Source organism: Streptosporangium brasiliense, from assembly GCF_030811595.1.
Taxonomy (GTDB): domain Bacteria; phylum Actinomycetota; class Actinomycetes; order Streptosporangiales; family Streptosporangiaceae; genus Streptosporangium; species Streptosporangium brasiliense.
The window spans coordinates 7,575,142-7,593,033 of record NZ_JAUSRB010000002.1; the positions used below are offsets into that span (position 1 = coordinate 7,575,142).

Annotated in this window: 18 protein-coding genes; 5 read left to right on the forward strand and 13 right to left on the reverse strand. The window is 72.1% G+C overall.

Annotated elements, in window-relative coordinates:
* Positions 1–2: 2 nt before the first annotated feature.
* Positions 3–689 (reverse strand): response regulator transcription factor, encoded by a 687-nt coding sequence (locus J2S55_RS43715; protein WP_306873631.1) that lies wholly within the window; start codon positions 687–689, stop codon positions 3–5.
* A gap of 19 nt (positions 690–708) precedes the next feature.
* Positions 709–1,836 carry a sensor histidine kinase gene (locus tag J2S55_RS43720; protein WP_306873632.1) on the reverse strand — a complete coding sequence of 376 codons (1,128 nt, stop codon included), beginning with the start codon at positions 1,834–1,836 and terminating at the stop codon, positions 709–711.
* A 135-nt stretch (positions 1,837–1,971) separates the two neighbouring features.
* Between J2S55_RS43720 and J2S55_RS43725 the strand changes: the two genes are divergently transcribed.
* The gene (locus J2S55_RS43725; RefSeq protein ID WP_306873634.1) at positions 1,972–3,489 is read left to right on the forward strand and encodes an alpha/beta hydrolase; all 1,518 of its coding nucleotides are present in this window, start codon (positions 1,972–1,974) and stop codon (positions 3,487–3,489) included.
* 144 nt (positions 3,490–3,633) lie between these two features.
* Here J2S55_RS43725 and J2S55_RS43730 read toward each other — a convergent pair whose 3' ends face one another.
* Together J2S55_RS43730 and J2S55_RS43735 are read right to left on the reverse strand one after the other, a co-directional pair.
* Positions 3,634–4,524 carry an HIT family protein gene (locus tag J2S55_RS43730; RefSeq protein WP_306873636.1) on the reverse strand — a complete coding sequence of 297 codons (891 nt, stop codon included), beginning with the start codon at positions 4,522–4,524 and terminating at the stop codon, positions 3,634–3,636.
* Positions 4,525–4,682: 158 nt separating this feature from the next.
* Positions 4,683–5,219, reverse strand: a complete 537-nt coding sequence (locus J2S55_RS43735; protein ID WP_306873638.1) for a DUF3841 domain-containing protein — start codon at positions 5,217–5,219, stop codon at positions 4,683–4,685.
* Positions 5,220–5,428: 209 nt separating this feature from the next.
* Between J2S55_RS43735 and J2S55_RS43740 the strand changes: the two genes are divergently transcribed.
* On the forward strand, positions 5,429–6,991 hold the full coding sequence (locus J2S55_RS43740; protein ID WP_306873640.1) for an alkaline phosphatase family protein: 1,563 nt from the start codon (positions 5,429–5,431) through the stop codon (positions 6,989–6,991).
* A 124-nt stretch (positions 6,992–7,115) separates the two neighbouring features.
* On the opposite strand, the gene J2S55_RS43745 is transcribed toward J2S55_RS43740, so the two are convergent.
* The 8 genes from J2S55_RS43745 to J2S55_RS43780 form a co-directional block, all read right to left on the reverse strand.
* Entirely contained in the window at positions 7,116–7,739 is a 624-nt protein-coding gene (locus J2S55_RS43745) for a TetR/AcrR family transcriptional regulator (protein ID WP_306873642.1), read from the reverse strand.
* Positions 7,729–8,619, reverse strand: a complete 891-nt coding sequence (locus tag J2S55_RS43750) for an SDR family NAD(P)-dependent oxidoreductase (protein ID WP_306873644.1) — start codon at positions 8,617–8,619, stop codon at positions 7,729–7,731. The genes J2S55_RS43745 and J2S55_RS43750 overlap by 11 nt, the downstream gene beginning before the upstream one ends.
* Positions 8,620–8,755: 136 nt before the next feature.
* The gene (locus tag J2S55_RS43755; RefSeq protein WP_306873647.1) at positions 8,756–10,066 is read right to left on the reverse strand and encodes an alpha-glucosidase/alpha-galactosidase; all 1,311 of its coding nucleotides are present in this window, start codon (positions 10,064–10,066) and stop codon (positions 8,756–8,758) included.
* Positions 10,063–11,019 carry a carbohydrate kinase family protein gene (locus tag J2S55_RS43760; protein ID WP_306873650.1) on the reverse strand — a complete coding sequence of 319 codons (957 nt, stop codon included), beginning with the start codon at positions 11,017–11,019 and terminating at the stop codon, positions 10,063–10,065. Before J2S55_RS43760 ends, J2S55_RS43755 begins: the two co-directional genes overlap by 4 nt.
* A 24-nt stretch (positions 11,020–11,043) precedes the next feature.
* The gene (locus tag J2S55_RS43765) at positions 11,044–11,922 is read right to left on the reverse strand and encodes a carbohydrate ABC transporter permease (RefSeq protein ID WP_306873653.1); all 879 of its coding nucleotides are present in this window, start codon (positions 11,920–11,922) and stop codon (positions 11,044–11,046) included.
* Positions 11,919–12,869 carry a carbohydrate ABC transporter permease gene (locus J2S55_RS43770; protein ID WP_306873657.1) on the reverse strand — a complete coding sequence of 317 codons (951 nt, stop codon included), beginning with the start codon at positions 12,867–12,869 and terminating at the stop codon, positions 11,919–11,921. Before J2S55_RS43770 ends, J2S55_RS43765 begins: the two co-directional genes overlap by 4 nt.
* 11 nt (positions 12,870–12,880) lie before the next feature.
* The gene (locus tag J2S55_RS43775; protein WP_306873660.1) at positions 12,881–14,212 is read right to left on the reverse strand and encodes an extracellular solute-binding protein; all 1,332 of its coding nucleotides are present in this window, start codon (positions 14,210–14,212) and stop codon (positions 12,881–12,883) included.
* Positions 14,213–14,244: 32 nt separating this feature from the next.
* Entirely contained in the window at positions 14,245–15,063 is an 819-nt protein-coding gene (locus tag J2S55_RS43780) for an endo alpha-1,4 polygalactosaminidase (RefSeq protein WP_306873663.1), read from the reverse strand.
* A 513-nt stretch (positions 15,064–15,576) separates the two neighbouring features.
* On the opposite strand from J2S55_RS43780, the gene J2S55_RS43785 reads away from it, so the two are divergent.
* Both J2S55_RS43785 and J2S55_RS43790 read left to right on the forward strand, forming a co-directional pair.
* Positions 15,577–15,780: a YciI family protein gene (locus J2S55_RS43785; RefSeq protein WP_306873666.1), complete on the forward strand. Its 204-nt coding sequence runs from the start codon at positions 15,577–15,579 to the stop codon at positions 15,778–15,780.
* Between the two features lie 283 nt (positions 15,781–16,063).
* Entirely contained in the window at positions 16,064–16,351 is a 288-nt protein-coding gene (locus J2S55_RS43790; protein WP_306873668.1) for a hypothetical protein, read from the forward strand.
* Positions 16,352–16,453: 102 nt separating this feature from the next.
* Here the strand turns inward: J2S55_RS43790 and J2S55_RS43795 are convergent, their stop codons facing one another.
* Positions 16,454–16,807, reverse strand: coding sequence for a winged helix-turn-helix transcriptional regulator (locus tag J2S55_RS43795; protein WP_306873671.1), 354 nt, complete (start codon positions 16,805–16,807; stop codon positions 16,454–16,456).
* Positions 16,808–16,971: 164 nt separating this feature from the next.
* Here J2S55_RS43795 and J2S55_RS43800 point away from each other — a divergent pair, with 164 nt between their 5' ends.
* Complete coding sequence (locus J2S55_RS43800; protein ID WP_306873673.1) at positions 16,972–17,862, forward strand: NAD(P)-dependent oxidoreductase; 891 nt, start codon at positions 16,972–16,974, stop codon at positions 17,860–17,862.
* The last annotated feature ends 30 nt before the right edge of the window (positions 17,863–17,892 follow it).

Genomic DNA, 17,892 nt, shown 5'->3' on the forward strand with positions numbered 1-17,892 from the left:
GATCAGCGCGGGTTCCCGCGGCCGGGGTCTGGCTCGGCCGGCCGGAACGTGCCGTCCAGGTAGGTGAGTACTGCGCGTACGCGGCGGTGGCCGGAGTCGTCCGGTGCCAGGCCGAGCTTGGCGAATATGTTGCCGATGTGCTTGTGGACGGCGTTGTCGGAGATGCGCATCCGCTCGGCGATGGTGGCGTTGTCGTGGCCCTGCGCCATGAGTGCGAGCGACTCTCGCTCGCGGGGCGTGAGGGTGTCCAGGGGGTCACCGGCGCGGCGGACGAGGAGTTGGGCGACCACTTCGGGGTCCATGGCGGTGCCGCCGGCCGCGACGCGGCGCAGGGCGTCGACGAATTCGGCCACCCGGCCGATGCGGTCCTTGAGGAGGTAGCCGATGCCGCCGCGGCCGTCGGAGAGGAGCTCGCCGGCGTACTCGCGCTCGACGTACTGCGAGAGCACCAGGATCGGCAGCGCGCCGTGCTCGCGGCGGGCCCGCAGCGCGGCGTGGATCCCCTCGTCGCGGAACGACGGTGGCAGCCGCACGTCGACGATGGCGATGTCGGGGCGGTGCTCGGTGACGGCGTCGAGGAACGCCTCGCCGTCGCCGACGACCGCCACGACTTCGCAGCCCTTCGCCGTCAGCAGCAGCTCCAGGCCGCTGGACAGCAGGACGTTGTCCTCGACGATCACGACCCGCACGGGACCTCCTGAACGATCACTACACGCACGGTATCCGGACGGCGAGCGTGGTGGGGCCGCCCGGCGGGCTGTCGAGGCGGACCGTGCCGTCCAGGGCGGCGACCCGCCGGCATATTCCGGCGATCCCGGTGCCGCGCGCCTCGTCGGCGCCGCCCCTTCCGTCGTCGATGACCTCGATGGACAGCACGTCGTCGGCGCGCTCGATCCGGAGGGCCACCCGCGTGGCGGCGGCGTGCTTGGCCACGTTCGTCAGCGCCTCGGCGATCACGTAGTAGGCCACCGCCTCCACGGTCGCCGGGAGCGCGCCCAGATCGGCGGGCTCGATGTGGACCGGCACGCTCGACCGGGCGGCCAGCGCCGTCAGCGCCCCGTCGAGCCCGCGGTCGGCGAGGATCGGCGGGTAGATCGTCTGGAGCACCGCGCGGAGCTCGACCATCGCCTCCTCCGCCGTCTCGTGCGCCTGCGCGAGCAGCGCCGCCACCGTGTCCGGATCGTCGGCGAGCGACTCCCGGGCCATGCCCAGCTGCATGGCGATGGCCACCAGGCGCGCCTGCGTCCCGTCGTGCAGATCGCGTTCGATCCGCTGGAGCTCCGCGCCATGGGCGTCGACCACGCCGACCCGGCTTCTGGTCAGCACGTCGACCCGCTCGGTGAGCCGCTCGCGGGCCGACGGCGCGAGCACCGCCAGGCACAGCCGCGCGTGGAGTCGCGCCAGCGCCGGGAGCACCCACCAGGCCGCCGCACCGAGGACGGCGATCTGAACGGATCCCCCGACCAGCGCGGTCTCCCAATCGCCCACATGGACATCGAAGAACGAGAGCAGGGTGGGACGCGCGTCGACGGGAAACGCCCACCACAATGGCAACGCCACCGCGGCGACCAGGATGTTGCCCAGGCACAGCAGGGCGGCCAGCCCGAGCGGGAACCCGACGGCGACGTGCGCGAGCGCCCAGGCGAGATTCCGCCGCCCGCCCGGTCGCCCGTCGACCGGAACACCGAGCAGCCTGCCGGCCCGCTGACGGTGCCAGTCCGCCCAGCCCCGCGCCGCCGGCGGCGCGAGCAGCACCGGCAGCGCGAGCGCCGTGACCACAGCGGTGGCCAACGTGCCCAGCAGGTAGACCGAACCGGAGAACGCACGGTCACGCATGTGCCCCTCCTCACGACGCCGTACGGAGATCATTATCCGCCATCGGTCCCCGCCGGACACTACAGCGGGCTGTACCAACGCGCGTGCGGCCGGCTGTATCGTGCCGGACGTCCGGCCGGAATAGCGTCCCCCACCATGAAACCGACATGTGTTCGGGCCCTCGGACGCCTGGTCCCGGCCCTCGCCCTGATCGCCCTGTCCGCCGCCGTCGCACCCCCGGCCACAGCCGACGTCGGCCCGCCCCCACCGCTCGACTGGAAGCCCTGTGCCCAGGGGCCCGACGACGCCCTCGGCAAGGAGCTCGACCGGGCAGGCGCACGGTGCGCGGAGCTCACCGTCCCGCTCGACCACTCCAGGCCCGGTGGCCGCACCATCAAACTCGCGCTGTCCCGCCTCCCCGCCACCGACCGCGCCCATCGCATCGGCACCATGGTCCTCAACAGCGGCGGCCCCGGCGAGAGCACGCTGGGCATGCCCCTGCGGACGCGCACGGCCATGAAGGACGTCGCCGCCCGTTACGACCTCGTCGGCCTGGACCCGCGCTTCGTCGGGCGCAGCACGCCGCTCGACTGCGGCTGGCCCATCGGCCTGTGGCTCCGCTCGGCCGGTCCGACCCGCACCCGGTTCGATCACCAGGTGGCGGTCCAGCGCGACCTGGCCGAGCGCTGCGCCCGGCGTCACGCCGACGTGCTCCCGTACGCCAACACGCGCGACACGGCCCGCGACATCGACCTCGTGCGCCGTGTCCTCGGGGAGCGCCGCATCTCCTTCCTCGGCTACTCCTACGGCAGCTACCTGGGCGCGGTCTACACCCAGATGTTCCCCGGCCGCACCGACCGCGTGGTCCTGGACAGCGCGGGCGACCCGGACAAGTGGGGCCCCAGGGCGACGCGGGGCACCGAAGACGAGGCGGAACGCGCGCTGCGCGGCTGGGCGGCCTGGGCCGCCGAACGTCACGGCACCTATGGCCTCGGCGCCACCACCGCCCGCGTGCTCGCCACCGTGAACGCGATCGTCGCCGCCGCGCAGGACCGCCCGCTGCGCGTCGGAGCGTACGAGGTGGACGACCAGACGGTCCCGTACATCCTCTCCGTCGGCTCCGGCGACGACCGCCCCGCGGCCCGCGCGCAGTTCACCTCCACCGTTCGGACCCTGAACGAGGCCGCGCACGGCCGCCCGGCCGCCCCCGGCTCCGAACTCGATGGATTCCTCACGTCCGTCCTGACCAGCGCCGGCTCCCCGTTCGCCGGCCCGGCCGCCGCGATCATCTGCGGCGACCGCGCCGCGCCGCGTGACCCCGACACCTACTGGAACGACGTCCAGCGCAGCCGTACGCGCCACCCCCTCTTCGGCCCCCTCAAGAACAACATCTGGCCCTGCGCCTTCTGGCCGAACGGCCCGCGCGAGCGCCTCACCCACGTCGCCAACCCCACCCCCGCGCTGATCGTGTCCGCCACCGGCGACACCGCCACCACCTACGAGGGCAGCAAGGCCATGCACCGGGCGCTGACCGGCTCCCGCCTGCTCACCCTGCGCGACACCACCGCCCACGGGATCTACGGCGAATACGGCAACACCTGCGTGGACGCCAAGGTCAACGCCTACCTGGCCACCGGCACCCTCCCCGCCGCCGACCCGATCTGCCACCCCTGACCCGCCACCCCGAGGCCGCGATACCCTCCATCGCGGCCTCACGCATCAGGAGCTGAGGCCGACCGTGCCAAGCGGCGAGGCCCCTACGTCGATCGCGCGGACAACGGAACCGTCCCCTCGCCCAGGCCGACGGCATCCGTGACGTCAGCCGGTGGAGGGTGGTCCGGGGCAGAGCGCGTACAGCGCAGCGCGCAGCGCGGACGCGTCCTGGTCCAGCAGCCGCCGCTCCCTGCTGATCGGGTCCACCTGAAGCCTGAACCCGTCCCCGCGGTGCCGCGGGAACACGTGCAGGTGCACGTGGAACACCTGCTGGCAGGCCGCTCCGCCATCGGCGAGGAAGACGTTGACGCCCTCGCAACGCAGCCGTGAAAGGCGCAGCGCACGGGCCAGACGGTGGCCGATCCGCCACATGCGTGTGCTGGTCTCCTCGTCGAGGTCTTCGAGCCCTACGGCATGCGCGCGCGGTACGACCAGCGCGTCGCCGGGAGCCACGGGATGGGTATCCATGATCACGACGACGGCCTCGTCCTCGTAGGGCACACTGGCCTCAGCCCGTCCCGCGACGATGTCGCAGAACACGCAGGAGAGGCCGTCCGGGACGCCCATGCGCCCATCATCCCACCCGCGGACCGGCCCCGGCCGCGCCGGCGTCCTCGTCCGGCTCTCCCGTATCCCCTGGCCGGTGCGCCGGCCGGCCGACAGCGCGGGCCCGGCACCGACGCCGGGGAGCGGCGGCCCTGGTGGGCGAGACGGACTGTCCGTCGACGATCTGGATCGGGGGGCGGGTGTGTTGTTCCCGAGCTGGCCCGGGAAGGCTATGACGCTGCTGATCCCGGTCGGCCGGATGGTCATGCCGCGCCCGACGGCGCCTTGCCTGACCCGGAAGGTGATGACCTTCGCGGCCGGGTCGGTCTTGGTGCCCGGCGAGGTGATCGACAGGGTGTTGCCGCTGATGGCGCCGGCCCCCGACTGGCTGACGACATCGGCGTTGGCCAGCAGGGACGACAGGTCCCACATGGTGGTGTAGGTGCGCACCAGCAGCGGCCACCGGGCCGTGCGGCCAACACCACCCTCGGCGATCAGTCCATTATGTTGAGTGCACCCCTGATCTCCGTGTCGCCTCCCGGGCAGACCGGCAGCCGCCGCAAGCACCAACCGCGCACGGCCTATTCACGGCTTCGACCACGCATGGCCTATTCACCGGCCTCGACCACGCACGGCGCTTCCTCAGGCTCATCCGACGACGGCTCCAACGGGCGGACACCCAGCACCCACGGGCCCGCCAGGCGCGGAAAGCACGCCTGGACGCGGGCGTAGGTCGGTCCGTCGAGCTCGTCCTGGTCGATCGACCAGTCCATGCTCGGCGGACTCCCGCCCATGAAGACCGCTTCCAGGAAGTCGTTCCAGCGCCCGTACGAGCTGAGCACCACGGACTCGTCGGGCACATCCAGGTCAAGGACGACGTAGCGGTCGTACTCCTCCGGCCCCTCAGGGTTGAGGAGCATTTCGGCCGTCAACGCCACCCGGTCATCGCGGGTGTCCGGTCCCGGCCATGCCCACAGCGGCGGCCGGCCTGCGCAGTCGATGCCGCGCCGCGCCATCTCCGCCACCATCTCCTCGTAGGCAGGACGGAATGAGGGGCTCATCACCCTGGCCCAGTCCCCGACCAGTTCACCGATGTCCTCCAGCGGTCCGAGAACCGCTCGATGCTGGACTGTCCACAGACGCACCGGACGCATTATCCCGGTACGGGACGGCTGATCCCCAGGACAGTCCCCGGATCCGGGCCGCCTCGCCGGAGTCGGCGGCCGGCTGTGGCGGTCATCGAAAAACGCGATGACCCGTGGCGAAGCTGTTGCCCCCGGGTCTTTACCGGATCACCCCCAGCGGAGATCCTCGCCCAGGAGCCGGACAACCGGCACGAGCGAGGAGGACGTCCATGCGATTACGCATCGCCCTGACCGTGATCATCGCGCTGATCCCCCTGACGGCGGCCGCCGCCGACCCCGACTCCGGCCCCCCGGCCGAGCACAAGATCCTGAACAGCCGGACAGCGGCCGCCGCCCCGGTGCCGGTCCCGGCCGTACCCAGCGGCATCAGCACCGACAAAGTCCTGGTCATCGGCCTGGACGGCCTGCGCCACGACCGGATCGCCCCCGCCGACGCCCCCAACCTCGACGCGCTGATCTCCGGCGGCACGCTCGGCACCAGCCTCCTGTACACCAACCCGATGGCCGCCACCTCCAGCGGCCCCGGCTGGTCCACGATCGCCACCGGTGTCTGGCCGGACAGGCACAAGGTCAAGGACAACAGCTTCACCGGCAAGCGCTACGACCTCTACCCCGACTTCCTGACCCGGATCGAGGGGGTCAACCCGGCCTACTCGACCTACGCCGCCGTCGACTGGAAGCCCCTGGGCGAGCAGGGCACCTTCGGCGCGGGCATCGACGCCCGGGTCGTACTCGACGGCGACAGCGCCGGCTACCCGGCCGAGGACGAGCGGATCACACAGGTCTCCGAGCAGGTCCTGCGCGACCGCAATCCCGACATCGCCTTCGTCTACCTGGGCCAGATCGACATCGCCGGGCACAACAGCGGCGCCGGCAGCCAGGCCTACCTGAACGCCGTCAAGGCCAACGACGCCCAGATCGGCCGCCTCCTGAGCGCGGTGCGCGCCCGGCCGACCTACGCGAGCGAGCGGTGGACCGTCGTGGTCGCCACCGACCACGGCCACACCGGCATCGGCGGCCACGGCGGCTCCACCATCGAGGAGCGCCGCACCTTCGTACTGGCCAGCGGCCCCGGCATCCCGGCGGGGGCCAGACCGGCCGACACCCGCCTGGTCGACGTCGCCGCCACCGTCTTCGCCCGGCTCGGCCTGCCGCGCCCGGCCGGCCTGGACGGCACGTCCGTCACGGTCCGCTCGGCCGACCCGTTCGAGACCGTGGCCCTGTCGCCCCGCGTCCACGAGACCGGCATCCCGGCCGGGGTGACCGGCTTCACCCACCTCCCGCCGGCCGGCTGGGCCGTCGACAGCACCGCTCTGCCCTCCGGTGGCGTGGAGGAGTGGCGCGGCTGGTCCTTCACCACCGACGAGTTCTGGTCGCGCGCCGAGCGTGACCAATGGCGCGAGCTGTTCGTCCGCGGCCGCGGCGTCTTCGCCGTCGCCGACTCCGACGAGTGGGACGACCGCTCCCATGGCGCTGGCACCTACGCCTCCAGCCTGATCTCACCTGCCTACGACGTCGCCGGCCGCACCTCGGCCGTGATCAACTACACCACCCTCTACCGGCCGGAGGGCAACCAGAAGGCGCACGTCCAGGTCTCCTTCGACGGCGGCGCGTTCACCACCGTGAAGGCCTACGGCTCCGAAGCGGTCTCCACGGTGGAGGCGCTGGCCGTCACCGTACCGCCCGGCGCCACCACGATGGCCGTCCGCTTCCGATACTTCGACGCCGCCAACAACTGGTACTGGGCCGTCGACGACGTCCGCGTGTCGTGAGACCCGCGCGGGCCGCCGCGGGACCGGCGCCCAGCGCGGCCCGCGCCCCTGCCGGCACGCCCAAGCCGTCGGCCCCTGCCGGCCGCCCCCGTGGCGGCCCGGTCCGCTCATCCGGGAAGGCGGGTCACAGGTCCGTGCCGGCAGGCAGGGGACGTTCGCCGCGGACCGACTGCCAGATGCGTTCGGGCAGCAGGCGCGCCGCGACCGCCAGGTCGACGTCGGGCGCTCCGGCCAGCCAGCGGCGGGAGATCTCCGCCACGGGGCCGATCACGAGCATCTCGGTGAGGGGGTCGGGCAGGGCGATGACATGCCCGGCCTCCACGTGGGGGCGGAGCCAGTCGGCGATCCGGCGCATCCTGGGCGCCTTCGCCTCCGCGATGCGCCCCGCGTGGGCCGGCAGGAAGCCGGCGTAGGACGAGGCGTGGATGAAGTGCGCCGCCGCCCGGTTGTCCTGGACGAACCGCAGATACGCTCCGACGAAGGCCCGCACGCCGGTGCGGGCCGTCCTGGAGCGCTCGAGCGCGGCGACGAGCGTGTCGAGCAGTTCGGACATGCAGTGGCTGTAGAGGGCCGCGGCGAGTCCGTCGAAACTGCCGAAGTGGTGGTAGAGGCTGCCGCTGCTGACACCGGTCGCGGCGATCAACGCGGTCATGGTCAGCCCGCCGGGCCCCTCGGCCGCGTAGAGATCGAGCGCCGCCGCCAGGACCCTGTCGGCGGTCGCCTCGCCTCGCCGCTGCTTAGGTGACATCGCGCCGGACCGGCGGCGGGGTCCGCTCAAGGCCGGTGAGCTCCAGCGCCTGCGTCCAGAGCCGGTCGGCGAGCGCGGCGTCGGCGGCGACCGGGGCCGGCGGCTGCTCGGCCTCGATGTGGAAGTAACGGCCGGTCAGCCCCGCCACCTCCGCGTCCAGCGCGAGCCTGGCGACGGGCCGGGCGCCCACGTCCGGACTCTTCCACAGCAGTTTCACCGCCTTGAGCAGGTAGCCCAGGGGCCCGCCGCGGTCCCCCAGCCCGGTGCGGATCACTCCGGGGTGGACGGCGTTGATGGTCACCCCGGCATCCTTCCACCGTTCGGCGTACCGCGGCACCAGCAGCAGGTTGCACAGCTTGGTGTCGGCGTAGGTCCGCATCGGGTGGAAGTCCAGGCCGGTGGGGGTGCGCTCCGGGTCGGCCTGCCCCTTGACGTACAGCCCGGCGCTGACCTGCACGACCCGTGCCCCGGAGGCGGTCAGCAACGGCTCCAGCTCGTGGTTGAGCAGGAACGGCGCGAGATGGTTGGTGACGAATGCCTGCTCCAGCCCGTCCTCGTCCAGCACCCGCCGGCTCGGCCACAGACCGGCGTTGTGGACCAGCACATCGATGCGCGGGCAGGTCTCGCTGAGCGCCTCGGCGACCGCGCGCGCCCTGCGGACGCTGGACAGGTCGCCGACGACGAGGCGCACCCGGGTCCCGCCGGACCCGGCGAGCGACACCCGCGCGGCCTCCCCCCGCTGTCTGTCACGCGCGACCAGCACCACGTCGCACCCGCCCTGAAGCAGCCGTGCCGCGACGGCGTATCCGATGCCACGGTTGCCACCTGTCACCACGGCCATCCGGGCAGGGGCCGAATGGTGCGTCTCCGCGTTGTCCATGGCCGGGAGTCTAGAGAAATCCAGAGAGATCCTCTAGAGAGGGTCTCTGGTTTTCCGGATCCCGAGGTATCCATGGAGACCGCCCGCCGGCGCCGGGACGGACGCGCCGCGCGGGCGGTGCTCGCGGCCGGGCCGTTCAGGTGCCGAGGGTGGCACGCAGCGAGGGCTGCAGGCGGCCGGCGTGGGCCCGCACCATGTCGTCGCACAGCTCCCAGATGCGTTCGACCGTCAGTGTCGCGGCGGTCGCCGGGTCTGTCATGGCGGCGTGGCGGATGTGGCGCGGCTCGTCTTCCACGGCGGCCCGTACGACGAGGTCGTTGACGCTCAGGTAGGTCCGGTTGAGCGCGGCCAGCTGGGCGGGCAGCGCGCCGACCCGGGTGGGCTGTACGCCCAGCGCGTCGACCAGGCAGGGCACCTCGACCACGCCGTGCGCCGGAAGGTTGTCGATCAGACCGTGGTTGGGGACGTTGCCGTAGACGGTGCGGGGCGTGCCCGTGGTCATGCTGTGGATGATCTGGGGGGCGTACTCCATGGTCCCCTCCACCGGCAGCGGGTCCCCGGCGGCCAGGGCGTCACGCGTCTTCTCGTAGGCGGCCACGTTCTGCTCGACGATGCCCAGGTAGGCGCCCACGGGCAGCCGCAGCCGCTCGATCTCGCTGTCGTGGCGCAGGTACCAGGGCACGTACTCGGAGGAGTGCTCGCTGGTCTCGGTCGGGTAGTAGCCGAGGCGCCGGTACATGTCGACGCGGACCCGGCGCCGCAGCTGCCCGTCGGCCTCGATCATGGCGTCCAGGCGGGGATAGAGGTCGGCGCCGTCGTGTTCGAACCGCAGCACCCACGCCTGGTGGTTGACGCCCGCCGCTCGGTAGGTCACCTCCTCGTAGGGGACGTTCAGGAGATCGGACAGGTCGCGCATCGTCCAGTACACCGAATGGCACAGGCCGACCACCCGCGTCAGCCCGGTGGCCTGGGCGAGGTACTGGACGTTCATCGCCATCGGGTTGGTGTAGTTGAGCAGCCACGCCTGAGGGCAGAGCGCGGCGATGTCCTCGCCCAGGGAACTCAGCAGGGGAAAGGTGCGCAGCGCGCGGAAGATGCCGCCGACGCCGAGGGTGTCGCCGATGGTCTGGCGCAGGCCGTACCGGGCGGGGACGTCGAAGTCGGTGCGGGTCGCCTCGCCCATGCCGACCTGGACGATGTTGATGACGAAGTCGGCCCCGTCGAGCGCCGCCCGCCTGTCGGCGTGGGCGGTGACGCGGGGGCGGGCCCCGCAGTGGGCGGCGATGTGCCGGGCGGCCTGCTCGGCGGTGGCCAGGCGTTCGGCGTCGATGTCGTGCAGGGCGACGTGGATGTCCTTCAGTTCGGCGAAGGCGAACAGATCCGCGAGCAGACCCTGGGTGAAGACGACGCTCCCGGCGCCGATGAACGCGATCTTGGGAGTGCTCATGACAGGTTCTTTCCGGTACGGGTGACGTGCGAGACGGCCTCGTCCCAGGTGGCCTGGGCAGTGGTGCCGCCGTGGGCACGGGTGGACAGGGCTCCGCAGGCGGCGGCGACGTCGAGGGCGTCGGCGGGGGGCAGGCCGGCGAGGAGCGCGGCGACGAAGCCGGCGTCGAAGCTGTCTCCGGCGCCGACGGTGTCGGCGGGCGTCACGGTGACGCCGCCGGTGGTGGTGAGGGTGCGGCCGTCGTGGCAGAGGGCGCCCTCGGCGCCGTTCTTGACGGCCACCAGCGGTCCGCGCGCGGCCAGGAGGGCGGCTGCCGCCTCCGGCGAGTCCGCGGCGGGCCCGGCGAGGTGGAGGGCCTCGTGGGCGTTGGGGAGCAGGATGTCGGTTTCGGCGAGGACGGCGGGCAGGCCGAGAGGGTCCCATTCGCCGGCCGGGTCGTCGTTGGTGTCGAGCGAGGTCGTGGCGCCGTGGGCGCGCGCGGTGCGCAGCAGGACCGGCAGCGCCCGCGCGAGTGCGGGCATCAGGAAGTAGGAGGCGGCGTGCACGTGCCTGCTGCCGGCGAGCAACGACTCGGGGACGTCGTCGCCGGTGGTGGCCGCCAGGGTGCCGGGGGCGGTGAGGATCGCGCGGTCGTCCCCCCGGGTCACCACCACGGTGAGGGGGGTGGGCAGCTCCGGATCCAGGCGCAGGGCCCGGGTGTCGACTCCACGGGCGGTCAGGGCGTCGCGGACGTAGCGGCCGGCGTCGTCGTCGCCGACCCGCCCGGCGAAGGCGACCTTGAGGCCGAGGCGCGCGGCGCCGCAGGCCATGATCGCGGCGGACCCGCCGAGGGTGAGCGCGCCGGCGCCGACGAGCTGTTCACGCTGGTGGAAGGCGAGCGGAGCCTCCAGCGGGCCGAGGATGACGTCGGGGTTGGCGTCCCCGATGACGAGCAGGTCGAAAGTGTGCGGCATCGGTATCCGTAGGTCGGTCGGCAGTCAGCCCTTGAGGCCGCTGGAGGTGATGGACTGGATGAACGCCTTCTGCGCGCCGACGAAGGCGAGCAGCACCGGCAGGACCGTGATCACGTTGCCGGCCATGACCGCTGCCCACTGGGTGTGGTGCTGCCCCTGGAAGGTCGCCAGCCCCAGTTGCAGGGTGTACTGGTTGTCGTGGTTGATGGCGATCAGCGGCCAGGTCAGGTCGTTCCAGGTCGACAGGAACGTCAGGATCGCCACGGTGCTCAGCGCGGGACGCGACAGCGGCAGCACGACGCGGAACAGCACCCGCAGCCGCGAACACCCGTCGATCCAGGCGGCTTCCTCCAGCTCCCTGGGCAGGGAGAGGAAGAACTGCCGCAGGAGGAACACCGCGAACGGCGTGACCAGCGAGGGCACGATCAGCGCGCCCAGCGTGTCGATGAGTCCCAGGCGCTTCATGACGAGGAACGTCGGGATCATCGTCAGCTGGAAGGGGATGGCCATCGTGGCCAGCATCAGCACCAGCAGGCTCCGGGAGCCGGAGAATCGCATGCGGGCGAAGGCGTAGCCGCCGAACGCGCCGAACAGCAGGTTGGACGCGACCGCGACGGTGGAGACGATCAGCGAGTTGGCGAACCAGCGGGGGAACAGGGCGTTGCCCAGGACGTACCGGTATCCCCCCAGGTCGACGCGGGAGGGCCAGAGCGCCGGAGGGAACCGGTTGATCTCAGCGTTGCTCATCACGGAGCTGAGCAGCAGCCAGACCAGCGGGATCGCGAAGATCAGCGCGAGCGGGGCGAGCAGCAGGTGCCAGGCGCTGAACGGCAGCCGCGCGCGGCCCCGCCGGGACACATCGGCCTGCGCGGCCTGTCGAGGGGTGGTCACGGTCGCCGTCATCGGGTCGCTCCTTCGAGACGCCGGCTCTCGCGCCCCCGGGCCACGCGCAGGCCGGCGGCGATCACGAACAGGGCCACGGCGAGGACGTAGGCGGCCGCGGCGCCGTAGCCGGCGGTGAAGTTCTTGAACGCCTGCTCCCAGATGAAGTAGACGATCAGGGTGGTCGCGCCCAGCGGGCCGCCCTTGGTCGTCACATACACCAGGTCGAAGACCTGCAGGGCGTTGATGGTCTGCCACAGCACCAGGAACACGCTGACCGGGGTGAGCGTGGGCAGGGTGACGTGGCGCAGCAGGTGCCACCGCCCGGCGCCGTCCAGCCGCGCCGCCTCGATCAGGGGCCGCGGCACGTCCTGGAGGGCCGCGAGATACACCACCACGCAGAACCCCAGGCCGCTCCACAACGTGATGGCCACCAGGAGGAACAGCGCCTGGGCGGGGTCGGTGAAGAAGCCCTGCGGGGAGACGCCGAGCGCGTGCAGCACCGAGTTGGCCGCGCCGAACTGCGGGTCGAGGATGAAGGCGAACAGCGTGCCCTGCGCCGTGGCCGAGACGACGAACGGCACGAAGATCAGCGTGCGGTACAGGCCGACCAGCCTGATGCGCCGGTTCAGGACGAGGGCGAGCGCCAGCCCCAGGACGATGCTGAGCGGGACGTACAGCGCCGTGTAGGTCAGCGTGTTACGTACGGCCTGGCCGAAGTTCGGATCCCTGCTCAGCGCGTAGTAGTTGTCCAGCCCCACCCAGCGGCCCGGCGTGACCAGGTCGTCGGCCCGGAAGGACAGCAGCAGCGACCAGATCACGGGCACCACGCTGAGCCCGAGGATGACCAGGATGGAGGGGGAGACGAACGCCCAGGCGGTCCTCGACTCCCGGCGGCGTGCCCGGCGCAGGGCACGCTGACGCAGTTCGTGCTCGGAGAGGGTGAACGGTGTGGGGGGACCTGGCATGGAAGAACTCCTCAACGCGGTATGAGCAGGGCGGCATCGGCCTCGTCGGCGCAGCTGCGGAGCGCTTCGGAGGGGGTGCTCCTGCGCAGCAGCACGGCGACGACGGCCTGCCCGAGCGCCTGCGAGACCTTCGGGTAGGCCGGGTGCGCCGGCCGTGCCCGCGCCGACTCCAGTGCCCGGGTGAACACCTCGAGACCCTCGGTCCGGGCGGAGTGGTCCCGCCAGGCGGGCAGTGCCTGGGTGGGTCTGCTCAGCGGCAGGCTGCCCGCCTCGACGTCCCAGCGCACGTCCTGAGCGGGCTGCATCAGCCAGCTCAGGAAGGTGCGGGCCGCCCGGACACGCGGGCCGCCGTTGTCGAACATGGTCCACGTGTCGGGCCCCGAGATCGTCATCGGCCGGCCGCTGAAGCTGGGCAGCGGCACCACGTGGTAGTCGATCCCGGCTTCCTCGATGTCGGGCAGCTGCCACGGGCCGGTGATCACCATCCCCATCCGGCCGGACGCGAACACCTGGTACATCTTCTCGCTGCCGGGCTGGGGATCGATGTAGACGCTCGACGCCTGCGCGAGCGCCTCCACCACCTGCAGGGCCTGGACGCCCACGCCGGCGAACCCGATGCCGCGCCCGTCGCGGGCGATCACGTCGCCGCCCAGGTCCCACACCAGCGGCCACAGCCGCCACACCGTGTCCTCGTCGCCCACGCCCGGCCATCCCGTGCCGAACGTGCCGCGTCCGGCGTCGGTGAGCCGCCGGGCCGTCTCGACGAACTCCCGCCACCTCCAGCCCGGCTGCGGCAGGGGCAGCCCGGCCTCGCGGAACAGCTTCTTGTTGCAGACCACTGCCAGCGAGTCGACGACCGCGGGAGTGGCCCGGACCTGGCCGTTGATGGTGACGGCCGCCCGTGCCGGCGCCCAGTAGTCGTGCCACGGCGTGGCGCCGGCGCCGACGGTGCCGGTCAGGTCCACCACCTGCGGACTGCGCGCGATGCTCGCCAGGTCCGATCCGAAGATGTAGGCGATGTCGGGATAGGAGCCTGACGCGAGCGCGGCGGTGACCTTCTGCAGCATCGCGTCGGCCAGCACTCCCCCGCCCATGTCGACCCGGATGCCGGGATGCGTGCGCTGGAAGTCGGCCACCAGATGTTCGATGGCCTTCCTGCCCGTGTCGGTCTGCCCGTGCCACAGTTCGATCGTGACCCGCCCATCGGCGCCGACGCCGCCGTCAGCGCCCTCGGCGCACCCTGCCGCGGCCATGCTCCCGACCGCCGACAGGGCCAGGGCGCGTGCGCCGCGCAGGACTTCGCGACGGGAGGGCAGGGGGGCGGCGCGATGGATCGTGTCCATCCGTACCTCCGTGATAACAGTGGAATCTGACGCTACGGGCAGGTCTGCCGGACGTATCCGCCGCTCCCCCGGGGAGAGACGTCCACGTCGCGCCGGACGATGCTCAGCCGGCCGCCCCAGCCCGAGCAGGCCGTCGACAGGCCCCGCGCGGTGTACTCGATCACGATCACGTCGTCGCCGAACGCCGCGGTGTAGTCCCCGCATTCGCGGTAGGCGCCGCACTCCTCCGCGATCGCGAAGTCCAGCCCGTTCCGCCGGCGCGCACCGGCCAGTTCCACCGTGTTCTTCTGGGCGATCGCCAGGCCCCGGGCATGGGCGTGCGAGGAGAGCAGGCGGATGTACGCCTGGGCGTCGGCCTTGCTCACCAGGCCGCGCGAACGGTCATAGCTGTCGTAGTTGTCGGGCTCGACCGCCTGGAACCCCTTGGCCTTGCAGCCGTCCATCCAGCCGTTCACCTTCGCGGCGATACGCTGCCGTTTGGCCGCGGTACGCAGGTCCAGCAGCACCTCGTCCCAGTCCTCGTCGACCACCACGTCACCGTTGGCGTCGCGCAGCAGCAGGTCGGCGTCCCACTCGCCCTCGGCGCCGGTCTGGACCTGGAAGGCGTTGACGTAGCAGATGTTGTACAGGCCGGCCGCCGGGCTCGCCCCGCGGTCGCGGCTGACCACCTTGACCCCTGAGGGCGGGGTGTAGGCGCCGCCGATCTGGTAGTCGAACCCGGCGTGCGCGGGGGGAGGCGCGACCGTGCCGGCCGAAGCGGCGGGCGGGGCGAGGAGCGGTGCGGTCAACGCGGCGGTGAGGGCCACGGCGGCGCCGAGAGATCCACGGATGGGGTGACGATTCGTTCTCATCGTCGGCTCCAGATAATAGAGGGTACGTCCCCGCCTCGGACGCCGACGGCGATCCTGGCGACTTAGTCCGGGCTCATGGCGGGGGCCACATACCGGCTAGGCGTACCTCTGACGCCGGGTGCTCGACCTGGCGTGCATCGGAGTAAATCGAGCGGGAACTCCCCTGTCAAGAGCGTAGACATGCTCAAAAAAGGCCGATAAAGTGCAGCATTGCACATCGGCCGCCGGGTCTCCCCGGGGCCGCAGCCGCCGGTCCCCGAGACGGCGGTCAGGGGCGTGAGCAGGACGCACGGGGTGTCCGGCGGCCGGGCCCGCGCGGGCACGGCCGACCGCCGGGACGCCGGCGGGCGGGCCGGGCGGAGGGAAGGCCTGCAAAGTGGTGATCGCGCTCCGGCCCCGCACCGGCGGTGGCGCACCGTCGGGGACCTTCCGCGGGCCGCGGCGTCCCGCCTCCGATGCTCCCGGGCAGCCCGTTCACCTCTTCGGCGGGCCCGTCCTCGACCGCTGATACGGATGACCGCTCGACCGGTTGAGGACCTGGAATATTTCGGACGTGACTGCGTCCGGAACCGGGCCGCCGGTTCGTCGGAGGTGATCGTGGGCTACGACCTGCTGGAGTGCGCCGATCTGGACGAGACGATCGAGGTGGCCCGCGCCCACCCGATGGCCCGAAGGGGACGGCTGGAGCTGCGCCCGCTGGTCGACCTGGACGGCTGACGACGTGACCGGGGTGCCTTCGGCGTGGCGCTGACCCTGCGGACGGTCGGCGGGGTGCCCACCTCCGACATCGCGCGGGCTGGACAGGCAGGACCGGCTCCGCTGGGACCACGCCGCGATCGCCGAGGGCCTGCGCGTCCTCGCCGGGACGCCGCAGGACGGCCCGTACGCGCTGCAGGCCCGGATCGCCGCCTGCCACGCCACCGCCGCCTCCGCCGACACCACCGACTGGCCGGCGATCGCCACGTGGTACGACCGGCTCGCCCGGATCCAGCCCTCACCGGTGATCGAACTGAACCGTGCCGTGGCGCACGGCTACGCGCACGGGCCGGCGGCCGGGCTGGCCCTGCTCGCCCGGGCCCGCGCCGGCGGCGCGCTGGACGGCTACCCGCTGGCCGTCGCCGCGGAGGCCGACCTCACGGCCCGCCACGGCGACCGCGCCCGGGCCGCCGCCCTGTTCCGGCAGGCCGCCGCCGCCCTCCGTCCCGGAGCCGAACACCGCGCACTGCTCGAGCGCGCCGACGAGCTGCTCCACGCAGCTGGACCACCCCGCACCCGGACGCCGCGGTAGAACGGCTACGTGAACAGGGGTTCCCGTGTCACCGGCGACCTGCGCGCCCGGCCGTCACCGCCCCGGTACGACCACATCGACTCCCCGGGCCGCCGCGCCGGTTCACCCGACCTGGTCCCAGAGGATGGCTTCGATGCGCCCGATGTGCTCCTCGCCCCACTCCCCGAGCGGCGCCATCGCGGTGTTGAGCGAATGACCGAACTCGGTGAGCGAGTATTCCACCTTCGGTGGGACCTGGTGATACACCTCGCGATGCAGCAGTCCGGTGGTCTCCATCTCCCGCAGCTGCAGGATCAGCACCCGCTCGCTGATGCCGGGGACCGCGCGCCGCAACTCCCCGAAGCGCAAGGGGCCGTCCTGGAGCGCGAACAGGATCAGTCCCTTCCACTTGCCTCCCATGACGGCGATGGCAGCGTCGAGACCGCAGGTGAATGTCCGTTTCTTGGTCTCCTTCATCGACCTATACTTACATTTCTATCAGTACCCGGCAAAATTGTAGGTACTTGTAGAAATTTCAGTGATCCAGCCAGCATGGACCAGACGCCGCGCCACGACCACGACGGGTCTCCAAGGCAGCGCGCTCGCATCCTTGTCCCTATCTCTGTGGCTGGAGTATTCATATGACCGAGAAGAACGCGACACCGGTGACCGTCATCGGCCTGGGCTCGATGGGCAGGGCACTGGCCGAGGCCTTCATCAAGGCCGGGCACCCGACCACCGTCTGGAACAGGACCGCCGCCAAGGCCGCACCCCTCGTCGCCATGGGCGCCGAGCATGCGGAGGCCATCGAGGACGCGGTGGCGGCGAGCCCCCTGATCATCACCTGCCTGACCTCCTTCGACGACACCCGGTCGGCGCTGCTGCCCGCCACCACGTCACTGCGCGGGCGGGCTCTGGTCACCCTGAACAGCGGTTCCCCGGCCGGCGCCCGTGAGACGGCCGCCTGGGCCATCTGTCATGGCGCCCGGTCCCTGGCCGGGGCGGTCAAGAACGTGCCCTCGGCCGTGGGGTTGCCCGACACCCTGCTCTACTACAGCGGCGACAAGACGGTCTTCGACGAGTTCGAGACGGCCCTGAAGGTGCTGGGCGGCGACACCGTCCACCTCGGCGACGAGAGCGACCTCGCCGCCCTGTACGAGATGGCGGTGGGCGCCATGCTGCTGCCCGCGCTCGTCGGCTTCTTCCAGGGCGCCGCCGCCGTCCAGGCACGCGGGCTCGAGGCGGCCTCCATGGTGCGGTTCGCCGGCAAGTGGCTGGACATGATCACGTCCCTGCTGCCGACCTACGCCGAGGAGATCGACAGCGGCGACTACACCGACGCCGCCTCCTCCGTGAACCTCTTCCTCGCCGGAGAGGCCCACGACGCGGACCTGGCCAGGGAGACGGGCGTCGACACGGCCTGGCTGGCCCCCCTGTACGAGCTGGTGAGGCGGGCGGCCGAGGCAGGCCACGGCGACCACAGCATCTCGGCCCTCACCGAGGTGCTCAGGAAGCCGGCGCGACAGTCGTGAGCCCGACGGGGGCGGGCCGGACGGCGCCTC

Coding starts and splice junctions, on each gene's coding strand:
- J2S55_RS43720 (WP_306873632.1), bottom strand. CDS start 1,836: ATGCGTGACCGTGCGTTCTCCGGTTCGGTCTACCTGCTGGGCACGTTG.
- J2S55_RS43765 (WP_306873653.1), bottom strand. CDS start 11,922: ATGACGGCGACCGTGACCACCCCTCGACAGGCCGCGCAGGCCGATGTG.
- J2S55_RS43775 (WP_306873660.1), bottom strand. CDS start 14,212: ATGGACACGATCCATCGCGCCGCCCCCCTGCCCTCCCGTCGCGAAGTC.
- J2S55_RS43750 (WP_306873644.1), bottom strand. CDS start 8,619: ATGGACAACGCGGAGACGCACCATTCGGCCCCTGCCCGGATGGCCGTG.
- J2S55_RS43785 (WP_306873666.1), top strand. CDS start 15,577: ATGACCGCTCGACCGGTTGAGGACCTGGAATATTTCGGACGTGACTGC.
- J2S55_RS43745 (WP_306873642.1), bottom strand. CDS start 7,739: ATGTCACCTAAGCAGCGGCGAGGCGAGGCGACCGCCGACAGGGTCCTG.
- J2S55_RS43800 (WP_306873673.1), top strand. CDS start 16,972: ATGACCGAGAAGAACGCGACACCGGTGACCGTCATCGGCCTGGGCTCG.
- J2S55_RS43725 (WP_306873634.1), top strand. CDS start 1,972: ATGAAACCGACATGTGTTCGGGCCCTCGGACGCCTGGTCCCGGCCCTC.
- J2S55_RS43755 (WP_306873647.1), bottom strand. CDS start 10,066: ATGAGCACTCCCAAGATCGCGTTCATCGGCGCCGGGAGCGTCGTCTTC.
- J2S55_RS43740 (WP_306873640.1), top strand. CDS start 5,429: ATGCGATTACGCATCGCCCTGACCGTGATCATCGCGCTGATCCCCCTG.
- J2S55_RS43795 (WP_306873671.1), bottom strand. CDS start 16,807: ATGAAGGAGACCAAGAAACGGACATTCACCTGCGGTCTCGACGCTGCC.
- J2S55_RS43760 (WP_306873650.1), bottom strand. CDS start 11,019: ATGCCGCACACTTTCGACCTGCTCGTCATCGGGGACGCCAACCCCGAC.
- J2S55_RS43770 (WP_306873657.1), bottom strand. CDS start 12,869: ATGCCAGGTCCCCCCACACCGTTCACCCTCTCCGAGCACGAACTGCGT.
- J2S55_RS43780 (WP_306873663.1), bottom strand. CDS start 15,063: ATGAGAACGAATCGTCACCCCATCCGTGGATCTCTCGGCGCCGCCGTG.